The organism is Mycobacterium alsense, from assembly GCF_002086635.1.
GTDB classification, from domain to species: domain Bacteria; phylum Actinomycetota; class Actinomycetes; order Mycobacteriales; family Mycobacteriaceae; genus Mycobacterium; species Mycobacterium alsense.
Genome location: NZ_MVHD01000040.1, coordinates 1 through 25,885, shown reverse-complemented (window position 1 = coordinate 25,885; position 25,885 = coordinate 1). Strand labels below are relative to the sequence as shown.

The following is a 25,885-nucleotide window of genomic DNA, read 5'->3' as shown; positions in this document are numbered from 1 at the left end:
CTTGGCGCGCGGGCCTGAGCCGGGTGTTACCTCCGCGAACTCTTGCGCCACGGCGTGAAACACGCCCGCAGCGCGGATTCCTCATCCTTGAACCAGACCTGGGCGACGGTCGGATCGTAGGTCGGATCGTCGGGGGTGTAGTAGAGCCGCGTGTCCGAACGGCCCTTCACAAACCATCCCGCCGGTCCGCCGCCGTCGGGGGTGGCGCGCGCGGAACCCGGGCCGTAGGGTTCGTACGGCAACACGGGCATCCGCTGGGTGGGCGACTCCTTGGCGCGCGGCGCCCTCTTCATCGGCGGCTGCTTGGCGCCCGGCGCCCGCTTCACGGGACGACCCTTGGCCGGCGGCGCCTTTCGCGGCGGCAGCTTCTTGCCCGGCGGAAGTCTCTTCGGCGGCACCTTCCTCGCACCCGGCACCTTCCTTGCGGGTGCGGCGGGCCGGCGAGCCCCCTTCGGCGGCGCCTTCTTCGGCGCCGGGCGCTTGGCCGCCGGCGGCTCTTGGTCGGCGGGCGTCCTCTTCGACAGGAACCGCCGGATGAACGAAAACCTTTTCCGCGGAGCCTGTTTCGCGACGGGGCCGGTCGCCTCCTCTTCCGTGACCGGGATCCTGGCCGTGTCGAAATCGTGCTCGACGGGGATCACGGTCGTCGGCGGCTCGTGATCGATGGGGATCTCCATCGTGGGCGGCTCGTGCTCGACGGGAATTTCCGCCGTCTCGAACTCGTGCTCGACGGGGATCTCCGCCTGCCCGGCATGGGTTTCCGTCGCCGACGGCTCCTCCTCGACGCGGACCCCCGCCGGGGCCTCCTCCCCGGCAGGCGCCTCCGCCGCCTCGAACTCGTGCTCGTCGGGGATCTCCGCCTGCTCGGCAGGGGTTTCCGTCGCCGACGGCTCCTCCTCGACGCGGACCTCCGCCGAGGCCTCCTCCTCGGCAGGCGCCTCCGCCGCCTCGAACCCCTGCTCGACGGGCATCACGGTCGTGGGGTGCTCGTGTTCGACGGGAATCGTGGCCAACAGGTCCAGCTCGAAGCGGGCCTCCGCCGAGGCCTCCTCGACCGGCGCCTCCGCCGCCTCGAACTCCTCCTCGACCGGTATCGCCGTCGTCGGCTCCTCGACCGGAATCGCCGTCGTCGGTGACTCCTGCTCGACGGGGACGACGTTCGTCGGGGCCTCGTCTCCAGCCGGCTCGTCGGCCGCGGAGAACTCGTACGGGGGCGGAGTCTTCGTCGGCGGCGGCTCGCGCCTCTTAATCGCATCGGCGGCGGACCCATTCGCCCGCGCCTCCACCGGCACTCGGCGTTTGACCCGCCGCAGCGTCAGGGCAAGCGTCAGCCCAAGCCCCGCCGCAAAAGACAGGACGAAGAGCCACCAGTGCACGTGGATCATCGCCCGCCGCCAATATCAGGCCGGGCCGAAACGGCGGGGAACTCCTCCACACTGACCCGTTTGTTCAAGATGTTGGCGATCACCCGGGCAACGGCTGAGCCCGCCACGAACGCGAGCACGTACCACAACCACTGGATGACGAAATCCATACCGGATCTCCTTAACTCACAACGATTTCGACGCGGCGGTTCTTGGCGCGCCCGTCGGGCGTGTCGTTGGGGGCCACGGGGTTGACCGAACCGAGACCCTTGACCACCAACTGAGAAGCCGCGACGCCGTGGGAAACAAGAAAATCGGCGACCCGTTGGCCCCGCTGGGCGCTCAGCGGAACGTTGACGGCCTCGGTGCCGGAATTGTCGGTGTAGCCGTTGATCGTCACATGCGCGGTGGGGCATGCCCTGAGCCTGTCGGACACCTGCGTCAGGATCCGCGCGCCGTCCGGGGTGACGCTCAGGCCGTCGTTACCGAACGTTATCGGACCGCCCGTCACGGCGTTGATCGCCGATTGTAAATCGGTGCAGGGCCCGGCGGACGGCGACGGTGCCGGCGCGCTCACAGCAAGCCTGTCAACGACCGTGAGATTGGACCAGGTGCGCACCGCGTCCTGGGTGACGGCACCCTTCTGGTCTTGCGACGCGGCGGTTCCGGCCAGGGTGATCGTGTTTCCGCCGACCGTGAGGCTGAAGTCGGGGATCGAGGAACCGTCCCTGAAAAGCGGTGCGGCCTTGGCGAAATCGAGTGCGTCGACCTGGGCGTTGATGTGGATTTCGTCGACGACGTTGACCCCCGGCGGCAGCGCGCCATTGAGCGCGTTGAACAGGGCCGCCTTCGCGGATTCGTCGGGTAATTCACCGCTGACGGTAAAGTCGTTGCCGCTGCGGGCAATCGAGAGCGGCGCCAACGACAACTCGGGAGCCGCCGCCTTGCTGGTCGGCGCCAACGTCGGCACCGCGCCGGCGGGTCCGGTGGCGGAGCGCTGTCCGTCCACCCCTGCGGAGCCGATTATCGCCATAAACAACGGAATAACCACCAAGGCGATCAGCCATGGGAGGCCAACCTGCCTGCGGGCCGGCTCCGCCACCCCCGGCGAATCGGTGCTTGCGGCCTCCTGCCGCAAAACGACGCCCACCCCCACTTTGCCCTCCGCTCGCTTTCTCTCCAGCATCCGCCTGTTCAGGCGATATGCAGCCTACCGAGTCGGCGTAGCGACACCTGTCAAGTCGGGCACACTGGAGCGATGGGCAACGGCAACAAACCGACCGACAGCGAAACCCTGGCATACATCCGGGGGCTGGTCGCCGAGGAAAAATCGCTGCGCGAGCGCCTGCAGCACGGCGGCGTCGACACCTCCGAGGAGCACGATCGCCTGCATCGAGTGGAGGTCGAGCTCGACCAATGCTGGGACCTGCTGCGTCAGCGCCGGGCGCTGCGGGAAAGCGGCGGTGACCCGCGCGAGGCCGAGGTGCGGCCGCCCGACCAGGTCGAGGGCTACCTGAACTGAGCGGGCGCACGGCGGACGCCCTCGATGTCGTCATCGTCGGCGGGGGCCACAACGGGCTGGTTGCGGCGGGCTACCTGGCGCAGGCGGGGCTCCGGGTGCGGTTGCTCGAGCGGCTCGGGCACGTGGGCGGGGCCGCGGTGTCGGCACAGGCCTTCGACGGCGTCGGCGTGCGGCTGTCGCGCTACTCGTACTTGGTCAGCCTGCTGCCGCGGCGCATCGTCGAGGATCTGGGCGCCGGCGTACGGTTGGCCCGCCGGCCGTTTTCCTCCTACACTCCCGACCCCGCCACCGGCGGCCGCCGCGGGCTGCTCGTCGGGCGCCCCGACACGTTCGCGGCCATCGGCGCCGCCCAGGACGAGCGCGCCTTCGCCGCCTTCTACCGACGCTGCGGCGCGGTGACCAAGCGGCTGTGGCCCACGCTGCTCGAGCCGCTGCGCACCCGCGAACAGGCCCGCCAACACGTCATCGACGGGGGCGACCCCGGCGCGGCGACCGCGTGGCGTGCCATGGTCGACGCGCCGATCGGCCACGCCATCGCCGAAGCGGTCGGCAGCGACCTGGTGCGGGGCGTCATCGCCCCCGACGCGCTGATCGGCCCCTTCGCCCGCCTCGACGACCCGGACCTGACGCAAAATGTTTGCTTTCTGTATCACGTGCTGGGCGGGGGGACCGGTGACTGGAACGTGCCCGTCGGCGGGATGGGCGCGGTGAGCGGTGCGCTGGCGGCGGCGGCCACCGGCCACGGTGCCGAAATCGTCACCGCCGCAGACGTTTTCGCCGTCAATCCCGACGGCCAGGTGCGGTACCGCAGCGGCGACGACGAGCACGTCGTGCGCGGCCGCTTCGTACTGGCCGGCGTCAGCCCGGCGGTCCTGGCCGGCCTGCTGGGCGAAAAACCGGCGCCGCAGGCCCAGGGCGCGCAGCTCAAGGTCAACATGGTGCTGCGGCGGCTCCCCCGGTTGCGTGACGCCGGTGTCACGCCCGAACAGGCATTCGCCGGAACGTTCCACGCCAACGAGGCATGGAGCCAACTGGATGCGGGCTACTCACACGCGGCGTCCGGCCGAATTCCCGATCCGCTTCCCTGCGAGGCCTATTGCCACTCGCTGACCGACCCGACCATCCTGTCGGCCGAATTGCGCGACGCGGGCGCCCAAACGATGACGGTGTTCGGCCTGCACACCCCCCACTCGCTCTTCGACGGCGCCGACCCCGAATCCCTGACCCGGCGACTCACCGAGGCGGTGCTGACCTCGCTGAATTCCGTTCTGGCCGAACCTATTCAGGATGTCCTGATGGCCGACGCGCACGGCCGGCCGTGCCTGGAGACGACGACCACCCTGGACCTGCACCGCACGCTGGGGATGACCGCGGGCAACATCTTCCACGGCGGGCTGTCGTGGCCCTTCGCCGCCGACGACGACGCGCTGGACACCCCGGCGCGGCGATGGGGCGTCGCCACGGCGCACGAGCGAATCATGTTGTGCGGCTCGGGAGCCCGCCGCGGCGGGGCGGTGTCGGGCATCGGCGGCCACAACGCCGCGATGGCCGTGCTCGATTCCCTCGCGGGAGATATCAGCGCTCGTTGATGATGGTGTAGTCGCGCTCGGTGTACCCCGTGTAGATCTGGCGCGGGCGACCGATCTTGCTGTCGCCCTCGTCGTGCATCTCACGCCAATGCGCGATCCAGCCAGGCAACCGGCCCAGCGCGAACAACACGGTGAACATCCGGGTCGGGAACCCGAGGGCCCGGTAGATCAGGCCGGTGTAGAAGTCGACGTTGGGGTAGAGCTTGCGTTCGATGAAGTAGTCATCGGTCAGCGCCGCCTCCTCGAGCTCCTTGGCGATGCCGAGCAGGTCGTCGTCGCCACCCAGCTTGGCCAGGATCTTGTCGGCCTGCTCCTTGACGATCCGTGCCCGCGGGTCGTAGTTCTTGTAGACGCGGTGCCCGAAGCCCATCAGCTTGACGCCGGCCTCGCGGTTCTTGACCTTCCGCACGAATTCGCCGACGTCGTCGTCGCTCTCGCGGATCTGCTCGAGCATCTCCAGCACCGCCTGGTTGGCGCCGCCGTGCAGCGGGCCCCACAGCGCGTTGATGCCGCCGGAGATCGAGGTGAACAGGTTGGCCCGCGACGAGCCCACCAACCGGACCGTCGACGTCGAACAGTTCTGCTCGTGGTCGGCGTGCAGGATGAACAGCATGTCCAGCGCCCGCACGATTTCCGGATCGGGCTGGTACGGCTCGGCGGGCAGCCCGAACGTCATCCGCAGGAAGTTCTCCACCAGGCTCTGTGAGTTGTCCGGGTAAAGGAAGGGCTGCCCGATCGATTTCTTGTAGGCGTATGCGGCGATGGTGGGCAGCTTCGCCAGCAGCCGGGTGGTCGACAGTTCGACCTGGCCGTTGTCCATCGGGTCCAGCGCGTCCGGGTAGTAGGCGCTCAGGGCGTTCACCACGCTGGACAGCACCGGCATCGGGTGGGCGTTGGGCGGGAAGCCGTCGAAGAAGCGCTTCAGGTCCTCGTGCAGCATGGTGTGCCGCTGGATCCGGTGGGTGAATTCGTCGAGTTGCTGCTTGTTCGGCAACTCGCCGTAGATGAGCAGGTAGCTGACCTCGATGAAGGTCGACTTCTCGGCGAGCTGCTCGATCGGGTAACCGCGGTAGCGCAGAATGCCGGCGTCGCCGTCGATGTAGGTGATGGAGCTCTTGCACGAGGCGGTGTTGACGAAGCCGTTGTCGAACGTCGTGTACCCGGTCTTGGACAACAGGGAGCCGAGCGCAATCCCGTCGGCCCCTTCGGTGGCCTGGGTGATCTCCAGGTCGATCTCGCCCCCTGGGTACTTCAGGGTGGCGGTGTCGTCGGTATCGGCCACGAGAACCCCTTTGCGCTCCGGTTTGTATGGCTGCCCTGACTCGGTGCTTATAGCTGAAGGTAGTCGTTATCGGGACGAGGCGCCTGCCCGGGGTCGGGTCCGCTGCCGCGCGGCCGGCCGCCGGCAACACCGGCCCGGCAATCGTGGGTGCCCGGGTCATCGGTGGCGGTTTCCCTTCCCCGTGGGAGCGACCGACCGCGTCGCCGGTCAGAAGTTGGGATCGGTAGCGACGTGCGCGGTGTGCACTTGCAGCGGCGACAAATGCGGCACGTAGCCCGTCGCCCAAACCGGCCCGGCTCTGGTCGGCCGTGTCCCGCCGAGGAGACGCACATGAGACGACTAATCGCAGGCATGGCAATTGCGGTGGCGTTGCCCGGCGGCGTGGGAGGGTTGCTCGCGCTGGGTGCGGGCGTCGCCCACGCCGACCCGCCCGGCACTCATACCTGGTGCCCCGGACAACCCATGCCCCGACAAGACTTTGGGCCCCCGCTGACTTGGGACATGAATGTCTGCCACCAGTGGCACTACTGGGGAGCCCATTTCTTTCCGGTCGAGGGACCCTACCCCGTGCAAATCGGTCTCCTGCCCTGACGGCACGGCCAACCCCGTCCGTCCCCCGCAAGTGGGTGGCGCCGCCGGCCGAGGACGCTAGGGCTGCAGACGCTCGACCCGCCCACCGACGACCCGAATCCGGTTGTGCACCCGGTTCTCTCGCCCCTGCCAGAATTCGACCACCTCGGGCGCGATGAGGTATCCACCCCAGTTGGGCGGCACCGGGACGGACTCGGCGTCGGCGAAGCGCGCGGTGACCTCGTCGAGCTGGCCCAGCAGCGCCGCGCGCGACGCGATCGGCCGCGACTGGTGCGACGCCCACGCACCGAGTTGCGAGCCGCGCGGCCGCTTGGACCAGTAGTCCTGCGTGACCCGGGCGTCGACCTTGCTCACCGGCCCGCGGATGTGCACCTGCCGCCCCAGCTGGTACCAGGGGAAGGTCGCCGACGCGTAGGGTGTGGCCGCCAGCTCGGCGCCCTTGGCCGAGTCGTAGTTGGTGAAAAACGTGATCCCGCTCTCGTCGGCGCCCTTGCACAACACCGATCGGCTGACCGGCCGACCGTCGGCGACGGTGGCCAGGACCATGGCGTTGGGCTCGGCGACACCGGCTCGTTCGGCGTCGTCCAGCCAGCTCCGGAACAACGCCAGCCAACCATCGGCCAACCAGTCCGCGTCCAGGTCGGGGCTGCCGTCCTTCTCCGCCGATCCGTAATCCACGCGCATCTCCCGCAGGTGTTCGTTGCCCATTCCCGGGCCTGCGCCTGCCATGTGCCCACGCTACCGGCGGTTCTTACCGGCCGGTAGCGTCGGCCCGGAGGCGGGGTGCGAGAATTTTCCTATGACTGTTGTCCCCGAAAACTTTGTCCCCGGCCTGGAGGGCGTGGTGGCCTTCACCACCGAAATTGCCGAACCGGATAAAGACGGCGGCGCGCTGCGCTACCGCGGCGTCGACATCGAAGACCTGGTGGCCCAGCAGGTCACCTTCGGCGACGTGTGGGCGCTGCTGGTCGACGGCAAGTTCGGTCGCGGGCTACCACCCGCGGAGCCGTTCCCGCTGCCGATCCACACCGGCGACGTGCGGGTCGACGTGCAGGCGGGGCTGGCGATGCTGGCGCCCATCTGGGGCTACAAGCCGCTGCTGGACACCGACGACACCACCGCCCGCGACCAGCTGGCCCGGGCCTCGGTGATGGCCCTGTCCTACGTCGCACAGTCGGCGCGGGGCATCTACCAGCCGGCCGTTCCGCAGCGGGTCATCGACGAATGCCAAACCGTCACAGCGCGTTTCATGACGCGCTGGCAAGGCGAGCCGGATCCGCGCCACGTCGAGGCCATCGACGCCTACTGGGTGTCGGCCGCCGAGCACGGCATGAACGCCTCGACGTTCACCGCGCGCGTGATCGCCTCGACGGGCGCGGACGTGGCGGCGTCGCTGTCGGGGGCGATCGGTGCGATGAGCGGCCCGCTGCACGGCGGGGCGCCGGCCCGGGTGCTGCCGATGATCGAGGAGGTCGAGCGCACCGGCGACGCCCGCGGCCTGGTCAAGAAGATCCTGGACAGCGGTGACAAGCTGATGGGCTTCGGCCACCGCGTGTACCGCGCCGAGGACCCGCGGGCGCGCGTGCTGCGCGCCGCCGCCGAACGGCTCGGCGCCCCGCGCCACGAGGTCGCGGTGGCGCTGGAGCAGGCCGCACTGGCCGAGCTGCGTGAGCGGCGTCCGGACCGCGCCATCGAGACCAACGTCGAGTTCTGGGCCGCGGTCATCCTCGACTTCGCCCGCGTGCCGGCCAACATGATGCCGGCCATGTTCACCTGTGGCCGCACCGCCGGCTGGTGCGCCCACATCCTCGAGCAGAAGCGGCTCGGCAAGCTGGTCCGCCCGTCGGCCATCTACGTGGGCCCCGGCCCGCGCAGCCCCGAGTCCGTCGAGGGTTGGGATCGGGTCCTCACCAGCGCCTGAGTCGATCGACCGAGCCCGAACACCCCTTCGTTGTCGGTGGCCCGCGATTGAATGGCGCCGCGCGATGACTTTTCGTCGCGCCCGGGGTCAATACCCGTGAGCCCGGGCCAACGCCGGCCCGGGGCGCCAACAGCAAGGAGACCATCATGGCAATCAACGTCGAACCCGCACTGTCGCCACACCTCGTCGTCGACGACGCCGCCGCGGCGATCGACTTCTACGTCAAGGCTTTTGGGGCGGTCGAGCTGGGCCGGGTGCCCAGGCCCGACGGCAAGCTGGTGCACGCCGCGCTGCGCATCAACGGCTCCACGGTGATGCTCAACGACGACTTCCCGGAAATGTGCGGCGGCAAGTCGATGACGCCGACGTCGCTGGGCGGGACCCCGGTCACCATCCACCTGACGGTCACCGACGTCGACGCCAAGTTCCAGCAGGCACTGGACGCGGGCGCCACCGTCGTGGCCGAGCTCGCCGACCAGTTCTGGGGAGACCGCTACGGCGTGGTCGCCGACCCCTTCGGCCACCACTGGTCGCTGGGCCAACCGGTGCGCGAGGTCAGCATGGACGAGATCACCGCGGCGATGGCGGGGCAGGGGACCGGCTAGCCACGCAGCCGGGCCAGCAACCGGCGTCGCGACCGCGGCGCCGGTTGCGCGGTCGCCGCGACGGCGAGCATGTCGGCGACGGCGGTGAATTTGTTGCGTGGTCGTCCGCCGCGGTCGCCGCACTCGATTTCCGCGGCGTCGATCGCGCGCCACCCCTCGGAGTCGACGGCGGCGGGCTGGCGCGCGTGCACCAGCTGGGCCAGTGCCTCCGGCTTGGCCACCGGGTCGGGCAAGCGGCCGGCGTTGAAGTCGGCCACCAGGGCCTGGACCGTTTCGAACGAGCACGATTTGTTGGTGCCGATGAATCCCGTCGGGCCGCGCTTGATCCAGCCCGCGACGTATGCGCCGGGCACCGGTCGTCGCGTTTCGGGGTCGACGACGCGGCCGCCCTCATTGGGGACGACGGCCGCCGACTCGTCGAACGGAAGGTCACGAATCCCCTTGCCCCGGTAGCCGATCGACGTCAGCACCAGGCCCGCGTCGAGCCGGCGGACCTCCCCGGTGCCCGTCACCGAGAACTCCACGCCGGTGGCGCGCCGCTCACCCAGCACGCGGCTGGGCGTCAGTTGGTAGGCGAGCCGGACGCGCGGGCGCGACGCGGGCGCCGACCCGTCGCCCAGTTTGCTCAAGATCTCCAGCTTGGACTTCGTCAGCGGATCGGAGACTTCGGCCAGATCGCCTACCACCCGCTGGTGGTCATCGGCGTCCAGCACGACCTCGGACGCTCCGGTGAGTCCGACCAATTCGGGCAGGGTAAACGCCGAATGGGCCGGGCCGCGGCGGGCGGCGATCACCACTTCGCGCAGCCGCGAGCGACGGAACGCGGCGAGGGCGTGATCGGAGATGTCGGTGGCGGCCAGGTCGTCGGGGTTCGCGGTGAGCACCCGGGCCACGTCGAGCGCGACATTGCCGTTGCCGATGATGACCGCGCGTTCCTGGCCGAGATCGACTGGCAGATCGGTGAAGTCGGGATGCCCGTTGATCCATCCGACCAATTCGGTGGCCGTACCCGTGCCCGCCAGGCCCATGCCGTCGATGTCCAGCCGGCGATCGTCGGACGCGCCCACCGCGTACAGGACGGCGTGATGGTGGGCCAACAGGTCGGCAAGGCTGAGGTGCTTGCCGATCTCGACGTTGAGGTAGAAGCGGAAGTGGCGATGACGGGAAACCCTGTCGAACAGCCGGGTGACCCTCTTGGTGTTCTGGTGATCGGGCGCCACCCCGGCGCGCACCAATCCGTAAGGCGTGGGCAGCTTCTCGAAGACGTTGACCCGCACCCCATGTTGGGTCAACAGTTCGTCGGCCGCGTACATGGCCGCCGGGCCGGACCCGACAATCGCCACGGTCAACGGGCGACGGCGGCGGCGCACCTCGGCGGCGGGGATCACCGGCGCCAGCTTCGAGGTCGGGGGCAGCTTCACGCCGGCGGGCCGCTCCGGATAAAAGGAGGCGTTGATCTCGACGAACGGAAGCTGCTCCGGCTCGAGCCGGGTGTCGGGTGCGATCGCGCCCACCGGGCACGCGCTCACACACGCGCCGCAGTCCACGCACGCGACCGGATCGATGTAGAGCATCTCCGACGTCGCAAAGCCCGGCTCGTCCGGTGTCGGGTGAATGCAGTTCACCGGACAGGCGAAAACACAGGACCCGTCGTTGCAGCACGACTGGGTAATAACGTGCGGCATAAAAGAACCCGTGCCGCCCTATGCCGCCGGCACCGGAGCCAGATGCTGGCGCTGCGGCTCGCTGCGGTAGCGCGACGGCTTGCCGTTGATCTTGCAGATGCGCCACATCAGCCGCGCGGAGCGCGTCTCCATCATGCCGGTGTCGTGAGCGAGCATCCGCACGTCGGCGAACATGTCGCTCAACCACTTTCGCGAATCGGGCGACCGGAAGAAAAGCTCCTTTTTGACCTCGCGCGGGATGTCGAACTCCTGCCAGAAGGATTTCGGCGGCACCGTGATCGCCTGGCACAGCGCCCGCATCGTCACCGGCAGGTACAGCGCCGTCCAGAACCGCTGCCGCTTGGTCAACTCCGGCAACCGCCGGCGCAAGAACTCATGCGCGAACGAGATGTGGCGAGCCTCCTCGGCCACGTGAATCGCCATGACCCGCTCCATGATCGGATGCAGCGACTTGCCTTCGCGCAGCACGTTTTTCTGCGTGTGGTCGATGGGCTCCTCGCCGGCGAGCACCCCGATGAAGAACGCCACCGGCAGCGGGCCGGCGACCAACGGGACCAGCGGCGAGATCCAGCGCAGCATTCGCGGCATGCCCGGGACGTCGGCGCCGACGCGGTTGACCATCTCCTGGAACATCATGGTGTGATTGCACTCTTCGACCGACTCGTGCAGGCAGTACCGGTATTCCGGCGACCCGTTGGGCACCCAGAACGTGTAGTTCATCAGGCCCCGGATCAGGATCGACTCGAAGTGCAGCCCGACCTTGGCCACGTTGGCCTGGCGCCACATACCGATCTTGATCTTGCGTTCCTCGGACTGGGCCTGATACCAGGGGTGCCGGCCCAGGGGGTCGGTCTGCGGCAGAATCCACCGGGGATCGTTCTCCGTGACGGCGAATTCGGGTGAGTCCCAGTCGATATCGGTATAGGGATTGAAATTGCGCCGCACCGACCCCTCGGACAGTGTGGCAAGCATGTTGACGTACTCGGCGTCGTCGCGCACCTCCATGTTGCGGCGCCAGCGCCGAACCATTCGCGTCCTGGCCATGGAAAAGCCTCCCCCAACGAGGTTTACATTTGGACGTGCTATGTCTAGACAGTACCGCAGGTACCGGATATTTTCTAGACTCGCCGGAGCGGGTGTGGGCTGACCGGTGGTCACAGGATCGGTGTGGTCCGGCTCACAGCCCCGGCCCACGCCGTCGTCGCCCCCGGACCGCTCACTAGGCTGGTCGACATGGCTGACCAGCTCGAGATTCCCGCCGACCTCAAACCCCGCGACGGCCGCTTCGGGTCCGGCCCCTCCAAGGTCCGGCCCGAGCAATTGAAGGCGCTGACGACCACCGCGGCACCGCTGTTCGGCACCTCGCACCGCCAGGCGCCGGTCAAGGACCTGGTGGGCCGGGTGCGGTCGGGCGTGGCCGAGCTGTTTTCCGTGCCCGACGGCTACGAGGTCATCCTGGGCAACGGCGGCGCGACGGCCTTCTGGGATGCCGCAGCGTTCGGGCTGATCGACAAGCGGTCGCTGCACCTTTCCTATGGCGAGTTCAGCTCCAAGTTCGCCTCCGCGGTCGCCAAGAACCCGTTCGTCGGCGAGCCCATCATCGTCAAATCGGATGCCGGCACCGCCCCCGAGCCGCAGGCCGACCCGTCGGTGGACGCGATCGCGTGGGCGCACAACGAGACGTCGACCGGCGTCGCGGTACCGATCCGCCGCCCCGCCGATTCGGGCGACGCGCTGGTCCTCATCGACGCGACCTCGGGGGCCGGCGGCCTGCCCGTCGACATCACCCAGACCGACGTCTATTACTTCTCGCCCCAGAAGAATTTCGCCGGCGACGGGGGGCTGTGGCTGGCGATCATGAGCCCCGCCGCGCTGGCCCGCGTCGAGTCGATCGCCGCGTCCGGCCGCTGGGTTCCCGACTTTCTCTCGCTACCGATCGCGGTGGAAAACAGCCTGAAAGACCAGACCTATAACACCCCGGCGATCGGCACCCTGGCGCTCATGGCCGAACAGCTGGACTGGCTACTGGGCAACGGCGGGCTCGACTGGGCGGTCAAGCGCACGAAGGACTCGTCGCAGCGGTTGTACTCCTGGGCTCAGGAGCGCGCCTACACCACACCGTTCGTCGCCGATCCGGCGTTGCGGTCCCAGGTCGTGGGCACGATCGACTTCGCCGACGACGTCGACGCCGCGGCGGTCGCCAAGACCTTGAGGGCCAACGGCATCGTCGACACCGAGCCGTACCGCAAGCTGGGCCGCAACCAACTGCGGGTCGCGATGTTCCCCGCGGTCGACCCCGACGACGTCAGCGCCCTCACCCGGTGCGTCGACTGGGTGGTGGAGCGGCTGTAACGCCACGGCAAATCCGCCAGCGTGTCAGAGCGGGTTACCGACGTTAGCTGCACTAGAGTGCGCACCTGACGGGTCCGTCGCTGAACGGCACGGAGCCTGCGAGGAGAAGCCATGCGGGAACTCAAAGTGGTCGGTCTCGACGACACCGGCGGATACCTCATCTGTGAGGGTGACGATCCCGCAGAACGGTTCAGACTGCCGGCCGACGAGCGGCTCCGCGCCGCGGTGCGCGGCGAGTTGCCCCCGCCGGAGCAGCCGCAGCTCGACATCGAAGTCGTCAACCTGTTGAGCCCCAAGGAAATTCAGGCGCGGATCCGTGCCGGCGCGTCCGTCGAGCAGGTGGCCGCGGCCTCGGGCTCCGACGTCGCCCGGATCCGCCGGTTCGCCAACCCGGTGTTGCTGGAACGCTTCCGCGCGGCGGAGCTGGCAACGGCCGCGCACCCGATGCTCGCCGACGGCCCGTCGGTGCTGACCCTGCTGGAGACCGTCAGCGGCGCCCTTGTCGCCCGGGGCCTGGACCACGAGCGGCTCAGCTGGGACGCCTGGCGCAACGAGGACAACCGCTGGACGGTGCAGCTGGCGTGGAAGGCGGGGCGTTCCGACAACATCGCCCATTTCTGCTTCACCCCCGGCGCCCACGGCGGAACGGTCACCGCGCTCGACGACCCGGCCAGCGAGCTGATCGACCCGGACTTCGAGCGGCCGTTGCGGCCCCTCCCACGCGTGGCGCACCTCGAGTTCGAGGCGGAGACGCAGGCGCCGGGCGGCGACGCTGCCCAGGCGCCGACGCCGCCGCCGGCCGCCGAACAGCCCGCGCACACCCGACGCGGCAAGCCGGTCATCCCGGCGTGGGAGGATGTGCTGCTCGGCGTGCGTTCGAGCGGCCAGCGCTAGTAGCTTCCGGACACCGTCAGCGCCAGCAACGCCAACCAGGCGCCGGCCACCCCCGCGGCCGCCCCCAGCACGAACCAGCGCAGCACGGGGGTCCGCCGCCAGCCCCACAGCGTGGGCGCCAGGCCGCCCGCCGCGACGATGTTGAGTCCGACCGCCAGCAGCGGATGCACCCGGACCAGCCCGAGACTGAGCACGACGACGGCCACCCCGATCACCGAGGCGACGAACGCGGAGACCGTCAAACCCGTTGCCCAGGGCCGGGAATCGCGTCCGTCGGTCACTGCGAAAGCCTAGCCCTCTCGTAGAAGGCCAGCGCCGCCGCCGTCGCGACGTTGAGCGAGTCGGTGCCGCGCGACATCGGGATGCGCACCCGCACATCGGCGAGCCGCAGGGTGGCTGCCGTCAGCCCCGGGCCCTCGGCGCCCACCACCACCGCGATACGTTCGTCGGCCGCCTCGGCCATCGCCTCGGCCAGCGTGCGCGCGTCGCGCCGCGGCGTCATCGCCAGCAGCCGAAACCCGCTGTCCTTCAACAGCGCAAGGTCCTTGGGCCAGTTGGTTGCTCGCGCGTATGGCACCAGCAACGCGTGGCCCATCGAGACCCGCACGGCGCGGCGGTACAGCGGGTCGGCGCAGCCGCTGCCGAACACCACCGCATCCACACCCAGCCCCGCCGCGTTCCTAAAGATCGAGCCCAGGTTCTCGTGGTCGTTGACGCCTTCGAGCACCGCTACGGTGCGGGCGCCCTCGAGCACCTGCGCCACGCTGGGTTCCGGCACCCGCCGAGCGGCCGCCAGGACGCCGCGGTTGAGGTGGAAGCCGACCACGCTGGCCATCACCTCGGCCGACGCCCGGTAGAACGGCGCCGCGGCACCGGCCAGGTCGTCCTTGAGTTCGGAAAGCCTGCGATCGGTGCCCAGCAGGGCGTGCGGGGTGAAGCGGGACGCGAGCATGCGTTGCACGACCAGCACGCCTTCGGCGATCACCAGCCCCTTGCCGGTGGGCAGGTCGGGGCGGCGATCGATACTGTTGAGGTCGCGGAAATCGTCGAGGCGAGGATCGTCGGGGTCGGTGACGTCCTGAACGTCCTGAATATCTGGGGCGCCGCTCACGGGCTTTCGTCGACGAGGGCCAGCATCAGATCGGCGGCCTCGCGCAGGGTGTCGCGTTGTTCGTCGCCCAGCGTCGCCAGCCGCTTGGCCAGCCATTCCTGGCGGGCGCGGCGGTTCGCCCTGACCAGCTCGGCGCCGGACTCGGACACCGAGACCAGCACCTGTCGGCCGTCGACGGGGTGCGGGGCGCGGTCGACGAGACCCAGCTCGGCCAGCGAGGCGATCACCCGGGTCATCGACGGGGGCCGGACCCGCTCGCGAATCGCCAGCGCGCCCGGTGTCATCGCGCCTTCGTTGACGAGGGTCGCCAGCGCCGACAGCTGGGACAGCGACACCGGCGAGGACGGGTTACGAAACCGCAGTTGGCGGGCCAGCCGCATGACGGCCAGCGATAAGTCGCTGGCCAGCCGGGCGTCGCTGTCAGGCATGGCGCGAGGTTACACGGAACCCGAGAAACTCGGGACACGAAATGGCCAACGACACACGTCGGCGCGTCACCCGCGCGCGGGCGGATGCCGCCGCCCGTCGGCACCGCGTTATGTTGAGCGCGATGTCTGTCGAACCCGGCCCCAGCCGCGAGGCGCCGCCACTGCCGCCGGCCCTGCTCGAGGTGTGGCCCGTCGTCGTGGTCGGCTTCGTGGGCTGGCTGATCGCCGCGGCCGTCGCGTTCCTCGTGCCCGCCCTGCAGAGTTGGCGGCCGGTGACGCTGGGCGGCCTGGGCGTCGGGGTGATCGGCACGAGCATCTTCGTGTTGCAGCTCGCCGCCGCCCGCCGCGGCGCCCGTGGGGCGCAGACCGGGCTGGAAACGTACCTCGACCACGACGAAGACCACAGCTGAAGTCCGCAACCGAAATCGCCGACCCGGGAGGAACAATGGCCGCCCCGCTGCTGCAGACGCAAGTCGACATCGACGCGCCGGCGTCGAAGGTCTGGGAACTGATATCGGATTTCCGGCGGATGCCGGAGTGGAGCCCGCAGTGCCGCTGGATGCGGCCGCTCGGCCCGCTACGCCCCGGGACCCGCACCCTGAACCTCAACCGGCGTAACCGGATGTTCTGGCCCACCACCTGCACGGTGGTCGAGGTCGTCCCCGAGCGGCGGCTGGCGTTCCGGGTCGACGCCAACGGCACCGTTTGGAGCTACGAGCTCGAGGCCAACGGCCAGGGCACACGGGTGATCGAGAGCCGCCACGCCGAGAACGGCGTGAGCGCGGTTTCGAACCTGACGGTGAACGCTTTCTTCGGCGGCACCGACAACTTCGAACGCGAATTGCTCGAGGGCATGAACGCCTCGCTGGCGAGGATCAAAGCCGCCGCCGAGAGCGGCTAGTCGGGCGCTTCCGTGGGGTCGGGCTCGGGCGCATCCGCCGGGGCATCGGACGCCGGGGCCTCGGGGGGCGGGTTGTCTGCCACGTCGAGCCCCCCGTCGTCGTAGGGCTCGTACATGGGCGAGCCGGTACCCGCCGGCGCCGGGGTGTCCGAATGGGCGCCGCACCCGTATTGCTCGTCGACGACGTGCCCGTCGGCGGACAGTTCGTTAGCGCATACCCCGAACATCGCGCCCAGCGATCCGGTCAGCGGCAAAAAGAATCCGCAGTCGCGGCACACACGCTTGGTGGACCGGGCCATCGGCGATTCGGGACCGTATTCCCCGGTGTGCCATCGCTGGGCGGCCTCGGAGCGGCCCCAGGGGCTCATCACCCAGCGCCTGCCGAGCCCGATCTCGGCGGCGGCCTCGTCGACCTCGGGGTCTCCGCTGGCGGCGTGGCCGGGCACCAATCGCGGGTCGTCCGCCGCGGGCGCCAGCAGGTCCCCGGGGCTCAAGTCTCCCGGCCGTACCCGTTGGTCCCAGGGCACCCACTCCGGCGCCAGCAACGCCGTCGGCCCCGGGATCAGAACGACTTCGCTGATCGTGGCGTGGTCGGCGCCCGGGTGGGCGGCGACGACGGCGGCCCACTGCCACCCCTGATAGCCGGGCAGGTGCGCGAGGAACCGGTGGGTCGCGGCGTTCGGGTCCTCGTAGCCGACACCCAGGTAGTCCCCGACGGCGTCCGCGCCGGCGAATTCCTCGACCGACGCCCGGGCCAGGTCGGCCGCACCCGTGAGCACCGACGCCAACTCGTCGGGCCACTCGGCCACGGTCGTCGCGGTGGGTTCGGTCGACCCTTGGGTGGGTCCGGTCACGCTGACCCCTCTCTTCATGGCGATCGCAAGCGCGGCGCTGCCGCGCGCTGCGGGTCGCCACCATCGGACCATGGTGGCGATCGCAAGCGCGGCGCTGGGGGCTTGGGCGCCAGGCCGCCACCATCGAACTAAGTGCGTCTCCATAGTAGGTTGGCGAGCCACGCCCTGTTGCCTGCCGGTATAGGACAGAATTGATTGGTGTCTGCACGGCGGCGTGACGATCGGGGTCGGGTGGCCTCCAACCCGGGCCGCCGGGCGCGTCCGGGCTCCAATGGCGCGCCCCGCCAGCATCCGGGCATGGCCAACTACCCGGCCGACGGCTCCGACCGTCGCGAGACGCGCCGCCGGCCACCTCCCCGGTCGCCGATGCCGAGCGCCAACCGCTATCTGCCGCCGTTGGGTGAACAGCCGGAGCCGGAACACAACCGCGCCGAGCCCCCGCGCGCCACCGCCCCGGGGGAACGCATCACGGTCACCCGCGCCGCGGCGATGCGCAGCCGCGAAATGGGTTCCCGCATGTACTGGATGGTGCAGCGGGCCGCCACCGCCGATGGCGCCGACAAGTCCGGCCTGACGGCGCTGACGTGGCCGACGGTCGCCAACTTCGCGGTCGACTCCGCGATGGCCGTCGCGCTGGCCAACACGCTGTTCTTCGCCGCGGCCAATGGCGAAAGCAAATCCAAAGTGGCGCTGTATTTGTTGATCACGATCGCACCGTTCGCGGTGATCGCGCCACTGATCGGTCCGGCGCTCGACCGGTTGCAGCACGGCCGGCGCGTCGCGCTCGCGCTGTCATTCGCGTTGCGGACCGCGTTGGCCGTGCTGCTGATCATGAACTACGACGGCGCCACGGGCAGCTTCCCCTCGATGGTGCTGTATCCGTGCGCGCTGGCGATGATGGTGCTCTCCAAGTCGTTCAGCGTGCTGCGCAGCGCGGTGACCCCCCGCGTGATGCCGCCGAGCATCGATTTGGTGCGGGTCAATTCCCGGCTCACGGTGTTCGGCCTACTCGGCGGCACCATCACCGGCGGGGCAATCGCCGGCGGGGTCGAGTTCGTCTGCACCCACCTGTTCGAGCTGCCCGGTGCCTTGTTCGTCGTCGTCGCCGTCACGATCGCCGGCGCCCTGCTGTCCATGCGGATCCCGCGCTGGGTGGAGGTGACCGCGGGTGAAGTGCCGGCCACCTTGAGCTACCGCCGGGCGGGCGGCCACGCGCCGCACTGGGGGCACGGCCCGCACCGGTCCGCCGAGGTCAAAAAGGCCGGCGGAATCGTGCGACAACCGTTGGGCCGCAACATCATCACCTCGCTGTGGGGCAATTGCACCATCAAGGTGATGGTCGGGTTTTTGTTCCTCTACCCGGCCTTCGTCGCCAAGGCGCATGACGCCAGCGGTTGGGTCCAGCTGGGCATGCTGGGGATGATCGGCGCCGCGGCCGCGATCGGCAACTTCGTCGGCAACTTCACCAGCGCACGGCTGCGGCTGGGCCGGCCGGCCGTGCTGGTGGTGCGCTGCACGGTGGCCGTGTGCGCGGTCGCGGTGGCTGCGGCGGTGGCGGGCAACCTGCTGGTGGCGGCGATCGCCACGTTGATCACCTCGGGGTCCAGCGCCATCGCGAAGGCCTCGCTCGACGCCTCCCTGCAACACGACCTGCCCGAGGAGTCGCGAGCGTCGGGATTCGGGCGATCGGAATCGACGCTGCAGCTGGCGTGGGTGCTGGGTGGCGCGCTCGGCGTGTTGGTGTACACCGAACTGTCGGTCGGCTTCACCGCGGTCAGCGCGCTGCTCATCCTGGGGCTCGCCCAGACCCTCGTCAGCTTCCGCGGCGACTCGCTGATCCCCGGCCTCGGGGGGAACCGGCCCGTCATGGTCGAGCAGGAGGGCCGCGGCGCCGGCAGGCCGGCGGCGGTGCCGGAGTGAAACGTGGCGTGGTCGCGCTCGTCGCGGCCGTGGTGGCGTTGGCGTCCGTCGCGGCCGGGGTCGGAACGTGGCTGCTGGTGCGGTCGCCCGGTCCGCAGCGGCCCGAGATCAGTGCCTATTCACACGGGCACCTGATCCGGGTGGGCCCCTACCAGTACTGCGATGTGCTCAACCTCAACGACTGCCAGACCCCCGAGACCCAGGGCGAGCTGCCCTTCAACGCGCGCTACCCGGTGCAACTCTCGGTTCCCGAGGCCATCTCGCGGGCGCCCTGGCGGCTGCTGCAGCTGTATGAGGATCCCGCCAACACCGCCGAAACCATCTTCCGGCCGGGGACCCGGCTCGCCGTCACGATCCCTTCGGTCGACGCGCAGCGCGGCCGGTTGACCGGCATCGTCGTGCAGTTGCTGACGTTGGTGGTCGACACCAGCCGGCCCAGCGACCCCCCGACCGTCCGGCCCTACCCGCACGCCGAGTGGTCGGTGCGCCTGACCTCCTGACCGTTCGGCGCAGAAATCAGGCTCCGTGACCGGCGGGAACCCGCTCGCCGTCGACCGGGGGCCCGGGCGGTGTCCCATCCCCGAACGGCCGGCCGCCCAATGCTTCCCGTCCGTGCGGCGTCAGCCACCCGGACAGGTCCGGGCCCTTGGGCACGATGCCGGTGGGGTTGATGTCGGCATGCACGATGTAGTAGTGCTGCTTGATCTGGACGAAGTCGACGGTGTCGCCGAAACCCGGTGTCTGGAACAGGTCTCGCGCGTAGGCCCACAGCACGGGCATCTCGGACAGTTTGCTTCGGTTGCATTTGAAGTGTCCGTGGTACACCGGGTCGAAGCGGGCCAAGGTGGTGAACAGCCGCACGTCGGCCTCGGTGATGGTGTCGCCCACCAGGTATCGCCGGCCGGCCAGGCGGTCGCTCACCCAATCCAGTGCGGTGAACAAGCGGTCGTAGGCCGCTTCGTAGGCCTGCTGCGTGCCGGCGAATCCGCAGCGGTAGACGCCGTTGTTGATCTCGGTGTAGATCCGCTTGCTCACCTCGTCGATCTCGGCGCGCAGCGGCTCGGGGTACAGCTGAGGGGCGCCCTCACGGTGGTAGGCGGTCCACTCGGTGGAGAGGTCCAGGGTCATCTGCGCGAAATCGTTGGTGACCACCGCACCGGTCGGCACGTCGACGATCGCGGGGACCGTGATGCCCTTGGGGTAGTCGGGGAAGCGTCTGAAGTAGGCGTCCTGCAGCCGAGGAATCTTCAGCACCGGGTCGACGCCGCCGGGGTCGAGGTCGAACGTCCAGCTGCGCTCGTCGTGGGTGGGGCCGCAAAACCCAATGGAGAGAACGTCTTCCAGGCCCAGCAACCGCCGGACGATGATCGCGCGGTTGGCCCACGGGCACGCGCGGGCCACGATGAGCCGATACCGGCCCGGCTCGACGGGATAGCCGTCGCGTCCGTCGGCGGTGATCCGGGTGGCGATGTAGTTGGTGTCGCGGGTGAACTCCCCCGCTCCGGCGACATAGGTGGCCATGTTTTGAATTCACCCCACAATTCGGCGGCCAGGAATCGATCTGCAACTAGGAACTCAGGAACCGCCGAGCCAGGTTGGGCTCCGTCGACTCCCCCGGCTCCCAAGGCACGATCCAGGGTCCCGTGCCCTCCGATTGGTCGAGGATGCCGTCCTCCAGCCAGGTGTAGCGGCCGTCCAGCACGTCACGGGTCAACCGAACGTCGCCGCTATCGGTGTTGCTCCACAGGGCCTGGAACAGGGCCTCGACGCGCAGGGTGGCTTGCTCGCAAAACGCTTCGGCCAGTTCGTACGCCTGTTGACCGACGGCCGGGTCCGCAGCGCGTAGGCCCTCGGCGCGCACGCACGCCGCCGACATCGCGAACAGCTCGGCGCCGATGTCGACGATGCGCCCGAGGAACCCCTGCCGTTGCTCGAGCTTGGCCTGCCAGCGCGCCATCCCGTAGAAGGTGTTGCGGGCCAGCTTGCGGGTGGAGCGTTCCACGAACCGCAGGTGCGATGCCAGGGGGCCGAACTCGCCGTAGGCCCGGGGCCGCTGCCCTTCGCCGAATACCAGTTGGGGCAGCCACTTTGCGTAGAACCCGCTCGCGCCCACGGCGGCCGCCGCCTTCTGCCGCAAACCCGCGTCGGGCTTGGCGAGGTCACCCGCGGCGGCCAGGTGGGCGTCCACCGCCTCCCGCGCGATGAGCAGCCTCATGATCTCGCTCGACCCCTCGAAGATGCGGTTGATCCGCAGGTCGCGCGCCACCTGCTCGGTGGGCACCGCCCGCTCCCCACGCGCCTGCAACGACTCCGCGGTCTCGTAACCCCGTCCGCCGCGAATCTGCAAGAGCTCGTCGGCGACAACGCAGGCCATTTCGCTGGACCACAGTTTGGCCAGCGCCGCCTCGATCCTGATGTCGTTACGGCCTTCGTCGGCCATCTGACCCGACAGCTCGAGCACCGAGTCAAGCGCATACGTAGTCGCGGTGATGAACGAGATCTTGTGCGCCACCGCTTCGTGTTGGGCGAGCGGCTTGCCCCACTGCACCCGCTCGCCGGACCATTCGCGGGCGATCTTCAGCGCCCACTTCGCCGATCCGGTCGCGCTCGCGGGGATGGACAGCCGCCCGGCGTTGAGGGTGGTCAGCGCGATCTTCAGGCCGTCGCCCTCGCGGCCGATGAGGTTCTCGGCGGGCACCCGCACCCGGTGCAGCCTGGTCACGCCGTTCTCGATGCCGCGCAGCCCCATGAACTTGTTGCGCCGCTCCACGGTGATCCCCGGCGAATCGGCCTCGACGACGAACGCGCTGATGCCACCGCGATGCCCGTCGCCCTTGGGGACGCGGGCCATGACGACCAGCAGTTCGGCCACCACACCGTTGGTGGTCCACAGCTTCACGCCCTCGAGCTCGTAGGCCTTGTCACCCTCGACCGGCGTCGCCGTCGAGGCCAGCCGCGCCGGGTCGGAGCCCACGTCCGGCTCGGTGAGCAAAAACGCCGAGATCGCGCCGGCGGCGCAGCGCGGCAAGAACTTCCGCTTCTGTTCGTCGCTGCCGGCGAGCTTGAGCGGCTCGGGTACCCCGATCGACTGATGAGCCGACAGCAGCGCGCCGAGGCTGGGATGAACCGACGCGACCATCACCAGCGCCCGGTTGTAGACGACTTGCGACATGCCCAGCCCGCCGTACTCGGTGGGAATCTTCATGCCGAAGCAGCCCAGTTCGGCCAGGCCCTTCACGTATTCGTCGGGAATCATCGCCTCGCGCTCGATGGCGCTGCCGTCGACCGTCTCGAGGAAATCCCGCAGCCTGCCGAGGAAGGCCCCCGCGCGCGCCTCGTCGGACTCCGGCGGTTTGGGGAACGGGTGGATGAGGTCCAGCGGGAAATGACCGAGGAACAATTCCTTCGCAAATGACGGTTTGTCCCAACCGGTTTCGCGCGATTCCTCGGCGAGAGCCCTCGCTTGCTCCTCAGTGACCTGCGCTTGCTGCGCCATCGCCGCCTCCTCGCTAACGATTCCGATCGAGGCCTTTGAATACCCGGTCCCTAGCCGCATAGTACGGCGGAATCGCAGCGAAATGACCGGTGGTCGGTGATGCCACCGCTCGGTTAGGAGTCGAGCTCCCGCGCCACCGCCTTGACCACCTCGGATACCCGGCGCGCCGTCTTGCGGTCCGGGTAGCGGCCCTTGCGCAACTCGGGCTGCACGGCGCTCTCCAGCAGCGTGATCATGTCCTCGACCATCCCGTGCAGCTCGTCCGGGCTGTGCTTGTGCTCAACGGCCGCCTCGCGGCGCGCCTTGGCGAGGCTGGGCGGCGGGTCGATCAGCTTGAGACTCAACGCCTGCGGGCCACGCCGGCCAGACGCCACGCCGAATTCGACGCGCTGCCCCGATTTGAGCCCGTCGACCCCGGCCGGCAACGCCGACGAGCGGACGTAGACGTCCTCGCCGTCCTCCTGCGACAGGAAGCCGAACCCCTTTTCGGCGTCGTACCACTTAACCTTGCCGGTCGGCACTGGTCTCACCTGCTTGTCTGATGGGTCACACTACGATAGGACGCAAGAAGCGTCCCGCCTGCGCAGGACGCATGTTGGATCCTGATCCTACTCGGATGCGCGCCCGACGAGCACCCCCGTAACTCGTTACTCGGTAGTCTGGCAATACCGCTGGAGGAGATATGCGCCTGATCCTGAACGTCATCTGGCTCGTGTTCGGCGGCCTGTGGATGGCCGCCGGGTACCTGCTGGCGGCGCTCCTCAGTTTCCTGCTCATCATCACCATCCCGTTCGGCTTTGCATCGCTGCGCATCGCCTCCTACGCGTTGTGGCCGTTCGGCCGGACGATCGTCGACAAGCGGACTTCCGGCACCCCCGCCCTGATCGGAAACGTCATCTGGGTCCTGCTGTTTGGGGTGTGGTTGGCGATCGGTCACGTGGTGAGCGCGGCGACGATGGCGATCACGATCATCGGCATCCCGCTGGCGCTGGCGAACCTGAAAATGATCCCGGTTTCGCTGATGCCGCTGGGCAAGGAGATTGTCCCCGTCGGCTCGCCCCGATCCGCCCCGGTGCCCGCATGACGCTGACCGCGTTGGGTTTGCCGACGATGCCCGCCCGCTCCGACGGCGCCGCCGCGTCCGAGACATCGACCGCGCCGGTTTCCGGGCCCCTGCTGGACACCTACGGGCGGGTCGCCACCGATCTGCGGGTATCGCTGACCGACCGCTGCAACCTGCGGTGCACCTATTGCATGCCGGCCGAAGGCCTGGACTGGCTGCCGGGCGAACAACTGCTGGGCCCCGACGAGTTGGCCAGGCTGATGCGCATCGCGGTCACCCGCCTCGGCATCACCAGCGTGCGGTTCACCGGGGGCGAGCCCTTGTTGTCGCGCCACCTCGAAGAGGTGGTCGCGGCCGCGGCCGCGCTGGTGCCCCGGCCCGAGATCTCGCTGACCACCAACGGTGTCGGGCTGGCTCGCCGGGCCGCCGCGCTCGCCGCGGCGGGCCTGGACCGGGTCAACGTGTCGATGGACACCGTCGACCGCGAACACTTCGCGGCGATCACGCGCCGCGACCGGCTCGCCGATGTGCTGGACGGCCTGGTGGCCGCGAAAGAGGCAGGTTTGACGCCGGTCAAGGTGAACGCCGTGCTCGACCCCACGACCGGACGCGACGACGTCATCGGCCTGCTGCGGTTCTGCCTCGAGCACGGCTACCAGTTGCGGGTCATCGAGCAGATGCCGCTGGACGCCGGGCACGCGTGGCGCCGCGGCGCCGCGCTCACGGCCGACGACGTGCTGGCCGCGCTGCGCCCCCACTTCCGGCTGCGGCCCGACCCGGCGCCGCGCGGTTCTGCTCCCGCGGAGCTGTGGCTGGTCGACTCGGGCCCGGGCACGCCGAGCGGAAAGGTCGGTGTCATCGCGTCGGTCTCGCACGCCTTCTGCTCGTCCTGCGATCGCACTCGCCTCACCGCCGACGGCCAAATTCGCAGCTGCCTGTTCTCGACCGAGGAGACGGACCTGCGCGGCCTCCTGCGCGGGGGCGCGGGCGACGACGCCATCGAGGCGGCGTGGCGCGTCGCAATGTGGGGCAAGCCCGCCGGGCACGGCATCAACGACCCCAACTTCATCCAGCCCACCCGCCCGATGAGCGCGATCGGTGGCTGAGCCGATGGGTCACGCTCCCGTCGAAGCGGAGGGAATCCAGGTGACCATCCGCTACTTCGCCGCCGCGCGGGCGGCCGCGGGAACCGAATCGGAGACGCTGGTGGTGCGTCCCGGCACCACGGTGGCCCAGCTGGTGGAGCGGCTCGGGGTTCGCGGTTCCCGGCTCGCGACCGTGTTGACCCGCTGCTCCTATCTGTGCGACGGGATCGCCGTTCGCGACGAGGCGAAAGCGTTGCGAACCGGTGACACGATCGATGTTCTGCCGCCCTTCGCCGGCGGCTGAAACTGTGAAATAGCTCACGTAACGAAACGATAACGGTGCAGTCACGCTCGGATATCGGGCGCTGCGACCTGCGCAAATCCCGTGCGTTCCTGGGCGTTTCGAAGACGGCCGGCGGCGAAACGCCGGGTAGCGCAGGACGTGACGCGACCAACAGAACCCGCTAGCGTCACCGGAGGCTCGCCAAGCTCCCGAATGGCGTTCCTCCCCCACCTATCGCGCCGAGCTCCATCCAATAGGTGGGGGATACCGCAACTGGATGGAGACGGGGGACCCACCGGTCCACCGTGATCGGACCGGGGCCGCTCGCGGCCCCTTGGGGTGAAGCCGGCGCCGGCTCCCGCGCGGAGTGCGACGTCGGCCGGGTGGCCTCTCCAACCCGAACCCGACAGCTGACCTCGCAGGCGCGTTACGAGAGAGGAATATTTCGGCGCGTATGAGTGGACGGCATCGCAAGCCCACGACTTCCAACATCAGCGTCGCCAAGATCGCCTTTACCGGGGCGATCCTTGGTGGCGGCAGCATCGCCATGGCCGGCCAGGCGGCGGCGGCCACCGACGGCGAATGGGACCAGGTAGCCCGCTGCGAGTCCGGCGGCAACTGGGGCATCAACACCGGCAACGGCTACCACGGCGGCGTGCAATTCAGCGCGAGCACCTGGGCCTCCCACGGCGGTGGCCAATACGCCCCGTCGGCCGAACTCGCGACCAGGGAACAACAGATCGCCGTCGCCGAGCGGGTACTGGCGACCCAGGGCCGCGGCGCCTGGCCGGTGTGTGGCGGTCCGCTGTCGGGCCCGTCTCCGCGCGATGTGCCCGCGCCCACGCCCGCGGGAATGGACGCGCCGCTGGATGCACCCTGGCTGAACGGTGGGCCGCTGGCGCCGCCGCCCCCCGCCGACGCGCCTCCGCCCGACGCTCC

The 25,885-nt window shown here is 69.4% G+C and carries 28 protein-coding genes, 1 pseudogene and 1 riboswitch; of the genes and pseudogenes, 14 read left to right on the top strand and 15 right to left on the bottom strand.

The genetic code is table 11. The features are described from left to right. Positions 1–26 precede the first annotated feature (26 nt). From arfC (BST11_RS29415) to arfA, 4 genes and pseudogenes are all read right to left on the bottom strand, one after another. Entirely contained in the window at positions 27–971 is a 945-nt protein-coding gene (gene arfC, locus BST11_RS29415; protein WP_443677622.1) for a channel accessory protein ArfC, sunset domain variant, read from the bottom strand. 324 nt (positions 972–1,295) lie between these two features. Further along, positions 1,296–1,385, bottom strand: a pseudogene (gene arfC / locus BST11_RS29410) (channel accessory protein ArfC); the annotation flags it as partial. Then, on the bottom strand, positions 1,382–1,534 hold the full coding sequence (gene arfB, locus BST11_RS27980) for a channel accessory protein ArfB (protein ID WP_169834935.1): 153 nt from the start codon (positions 1,532–1,534) through the stop codon (positions 1,382–1,384). The gene arfB and the pseudogene arfC (BST11_RS29410), both read right to left, overlap by 4 nt. Before the next feature lie 11 nt (positions 1,535–1,545). Next, positions 1,546–2,550 carry a channel-forming protein ArfA/OmpATb gene (gene arfA / locus BST11_RS19550; protein ID WP_083139544.1) on the bottom strand — a complete coding sequence of 335 codons (1,005 nt, stop codon included), beginning with the start codon at positions 2,548–2,550 and terminating at the stop codon, positions 1,546–1,548. A gap of 72 nt (positions 2,551–2,622) precedes the next feature. Here arfA and BST11_RS19545 point away from each other — a divergent pair, with 72 nt between their 5' ends. Together BST11_RS19545 and BST11_RS19540 are read left to right on the top strand one after the other, a co-directional pair. Then, positions 2,623–2,886, top strand: coding sequence for a DUF2630 family protein (locus BST11_RS19545; RefSeq protein ID WP_083139542.1), 264 nt, complete (start codon positions 2,623–2,625; stop codon positions 2,884–2,886). Beyond that, positions 2,883–4,475, top strand: a complete 1,593-nt coding sequence (locus tag BST11_RS19540; protein WP_083139541.1) for a phytoene desaturase family protein — start codon at positions 2,883–2,885, stop codon at positions 4,473–4,475. The genes BST11_RS19545 and BST11_RS19540 overlap by 4 nt, the downstream gene beginning before the upstream one ends. Here BST11_RS19540 and BST11_RS19535 read toward each other — a convergent pair. Both BST11_RS19535 and pdxH read right to left on the bottom strand, forming a co-directional pair. Further along, positions 4,462–5,757, bottom strand: a complete 1,296-nt coding sequence (locus BST11_RS19535) for a citrate synthase (protein ID WP_083139539.1) — start codon at positions 5,755–5,757, stop codon at positions 4,462–4,464. The two genes, BST11_RS19540 and BST11_RS19535, sit on opposite strands and share 14 nt — an antisense overlap. A gap of 648 nt (positions 5,758–6,405) precedes the next feature. Beyond that, positions 6,406–7,032 (bottom strand): pyridoxamine 5'-phosphate oxidase, encoded by a 627-nt coding sequence (gene pdxH, locus BST11_RS19530; protein ID WP_083139577.1) that lies wholly within the window; start codon positions 7,030–7,032, stop codon positions 6,406–6,408. A 115-nt stretch (positions 7,033–7,147) separates the two neighbouring features. Between pdxH and BST11_RS19525 the strand changes: the two genes are divergently transcribed. Both BST11_RS19525 and BST11_RS19520 read left to right on the top strand, forming a co-directional pair. Continuing rightward, a complete protein-coding gene (locus BST11_RS19525) occupies positions 7,148–8,269 on the top strand; it encodes a citrate synthase 2 (protein ID WP_068206314.1) in 1,122 nt (373 codons plus the stop codon). Between the two features lie 146 nt (positions 8,270–8,415). Further along, on the top strand, positions 8,416–8,874 hold the full coding sequence (locus BST11_RS19520; RefSeq protein ID WP_083139538.1) for a VOC family protein: 459 nt from the start codon (positions 8,416–8,418) through the stop codon (positions 8,872–8,874). On the opposite strand, the gene BST11_RS19515 is transcribed toward BST11_RS19520, so the two are convergent. Further along, positions 8,871–10,559 carry an FAD-dependent oxidoreductase gene (locus BST11_RS19515; protein WP_083139537.1) on the bottom strand — a complete coding sequence of 563 codons (1,689 nt, stop codon included), beginning with the start codon at positions 10,557–10,559 and terminating at the stop codon, positions 8,871–8,873. The genes BST11_RS19520 and BST11_RS19515 overlap by 4 nt on opposite strands. An 18-nt stretch (positions 10,560–10,577) precedes the next feature. Then, entirely contained in the window at positions 10,578–11,603 is a 1,026-nt protein-coding gene (locus BST11_RS19510; RefSeq protein ID WP_083139535.1) for an AurF N-oxygenase family protein, read from the bottom strand. 189 nt (positions 11,604–11,792) lie between these two features. Between BST11_RS19510 and serC the strand changes: the two genes are divergently transcribed. Together serC and sepH are read left to right on the top strand one after the other, a co-directional pair. Continuing rightward, complete coding sequence (gene serC / locus BST11_RS19505; protein ID WP_083139534.1) at positions 11,793–12,911, top strand: phosphoserine transaminase; 1,119 nt, start codon at positions 11,793–11,795, stop codon at positions 12,909–12,911. A 111-nt stretch (positions 12,912–13,022) separates the two neighbouring features. Next, entirely contained in the window at positions 13,023–13,805 is a 783-nt protein-coding gene (gene sepH / locus BST11_RS19500; protein WP_083139532.1) for a septation protein SepH, read from the top strand. On the opposite strand, the gene BST11_RS19495 is transcribed toward sepH, so the two are convergent. The 3 genes from BST11_RS19495 to BST11_RS19485 are packed head-to-tail and all read right to left on the bottom strand — an operon-like array spanning position 13,802 to position 15,344. After that, positions 13,802–14,086, bottom strand: a complete 285-nt coding sequence (locus BST11_RS19495) for a DUF2537 domain-containing protein (RefSeq protein ID WP_083139530.1) — start codon at positions 14,084–14,086, stop codon at positions 13,802–13,804. The genes sepH and BST11_RS19495 overlap by 4 nt on opposite strands. Further along, the gene (locus tag BST11_RS19490) at positions 14,083–14,916 is read right to left on the bottom strand and encodes a TrmH family RNA methyltransferase (protein WP_244897711.1); all 834 of its coding nucleotides are present in this window, start codon (positions 14,914–14,916) and stop codon (positions 14,083–14,085) included. The genes BST11_RS19495 and BST11_RS19490 overlap by 4 nt, the downstream gene beginning before the upstream one ends. Then, positions 14,913–15,344 (bottom strand): Rv0880 family HTH-type transcriptional regulator, encoded by a 432-nt coding sequence (locus BST11_RS19485; protein ID WP_067316877.1) that lies wholly within the window; start codon positions 15,342–15,344, stop codon positions 14,913–14,915. The genes BST11_RS19490 and BST11_RS19485 overlap by 4 nt, the downstream gene beginning before the upstream one ends. Before the next feature lie 122 nt (positions 15,345–15,466). Here BST11_RS19485 and BST11_RS19480 point away from each other — a divergent pair, with 122 nt between their 5' ends. Continuing rightward, the gene (locus BST11_RS19480; protein ID WP_083139576.1) at positions 15,467–15,754 is read left to right on the top strand and encodes a DUF2530 domain-containing protein; all 288 of its coding nucleotides are present in this window, start codon (positions 15,467–15,469) and stop codon (positions 15,752–15,754) included. Positions 15,755–15,789: 35 nt separating this feature from the next. Then, on the top strand, positions 15,790–16,245 hold the full coding sequence (locus tag BST11_RS19475) for an SRPBCC family protein (protein ID WP_083139527.1): 456 nt from the start codon (positions 15,790–15,792) through the stop codon (positions 16,243–16,245). On the opposite strand, the gene BST11_RS19470 is transcribed toward BST11_RS19475, so the two are convergent. Further along, positions 16,242–17,099: a DUF3027 domain-containing protein gene (locus BST11_RS19470; protein WP_169834934.1), complete on the bottom strand. Its 858-nt coding sequence runs from the start codon at positions 17,097–17,099 to the stop codon at positions 16,242–16,244. The two genes, BST11_RS19475 and BST11_RS19470, sit on opposite strands and share 4 nt — an antisense overlap. Before the next feature lie 231 nt (positions 17,100–17,330). Here BST11_RS19470 and BST11_RS19465 point away from each other — a divergent pair, with 231 nt between their 5' ends. Both BST11_RS19465 and BST11_RS19460 read left to right on the top strand, forming a co-directional pair. Then, positions 17,331–19,019, top strand: coding sequence for an MFS transporter (locus tag BST11_RS19465; protein WP_142276450.1), 1,689 nt, complete (start codon positions 17,331–17,333; stop codon positions 19,017–19,019). Then, positions 19,016–19,519, top strand: a complete 504-nt coding sequence (locus BST11_RS19460) for a DUF2771 domain-containing protein (RefSeq protein WP_083139523.1) — start codon at positions 19,016–19,018, stop codon at positions 19,517–19,519. Before BST11_RS19465 ends, BST11_RS19460 begins: the two co-directional genes overlap by 4 nt. Before the next feature lie 16 nt (positions 19,520–19,535). On the opposite strand, the gene BST11_RS19455 is transcribed toward BST11_RS19460, so the two are convergent. The 3 genes from BST11_RS19455 to BST11_RS19445 all read right to left on the bottom strand — a co-directional run bounded on the left by BST11_RS19455 (position 19,536) and on the right by BST11_RS19445 (position 23,036). Further along, a complete protein-coding gene (locus BST11_RS19455) occupies positions 19,536–20,540 on the bottom strand; it encodes a glutathione S-transferase family protein (protein WP_083139522.1) in 1,005 nt (334 codons plus the stop codon). A gap of 46 nt (positions 20,541–20,586) precedes the next feature. Next, positions 20,587–22,515 carry an acyl-CoA dehydrogenase family protein gene (locus BST11_RS19450; RefSeq protein ID WP_083139520.1) on the bottom strand — a complete coding sequence of 643 codons (1,929 nt, stop codon included), beginning with the start codon at positions 22,513–22,515 and terminating at the stop codon, positions 20,587–20,589. A 113-nt stretch (positions 22,516–22,628) separates the two neighbouring features. Beyond that, positions 22,629–23,036, bottom strand: coding sequence for a cold-shock protein (locus BST11_RS19445; RefSeq protein WP_083139519.1), 408 nt, complete (start codon positions 23,034–23,036; stop codon positions 22,629–22,631). Between the two features lie 161 nt (positions 23,037–23,197). Here BST11_RS19445 and BST11_RS19440 point away from each other — a divergent pair, with 161 nt between their 5' ends. The 4 genes from BST11_RS19440 to BST11_RS19425 form a co-directional block, all read left to right on the top strand. Then, on the top strand, positions 23,198–23,599 hold the full coding sequence (locus BST11_RS19440) for a YccF domain-containing protein (protein WP_083139517.1): 402 nt from the start codon (positions 23,198–23,200) through the stop codon (positions 23,597–23,599). Next, positions 23,596–24,684: a GTP 3',8-cyclase MoaA gene (gene moaA, locus BST11_RS19435; RefSeq protein ID WP_083139516.1), complete on the top strand. Its 1,089-nt coding sequence runs from the start codon at positions 23,596–23,598 to the stop codon at positions 24,682–24,684. The genes BST11_RS19440 and moaA overlap by 4 nt, the downstream gene beginning before the upstream one ends. Before the next feature lie 4 nt (positions 24,685–24,688). Continuing rightward, positions 24,689–24,967: a MoaD/ThiS family protein gene (locus BST11_RS19430; RefSeq protein ID WP_083139515.1), complete on the top strand. Its 279-nt coding sequence runs from the start codon at positions 24,689–24,691 to the stop codon at positions 24,965–24,967. Positions 24,968–25,173: 206 nt separating this feature from the next. Continuing rightward, positions 25,174–25,387: riboswitch (cyclic di-AMP (ydaO/yuaA leader) on the top strand. A gap of 13 nt (positions 25,388–25,400) precedes the next feature. Then, positions 25,401–25,885: transglycosylase family protein (locus tag BST11_RS19425; protein WP_142276446.1), on the top strand; the 485-nt coding region annotated here is incomplete at its 3' end.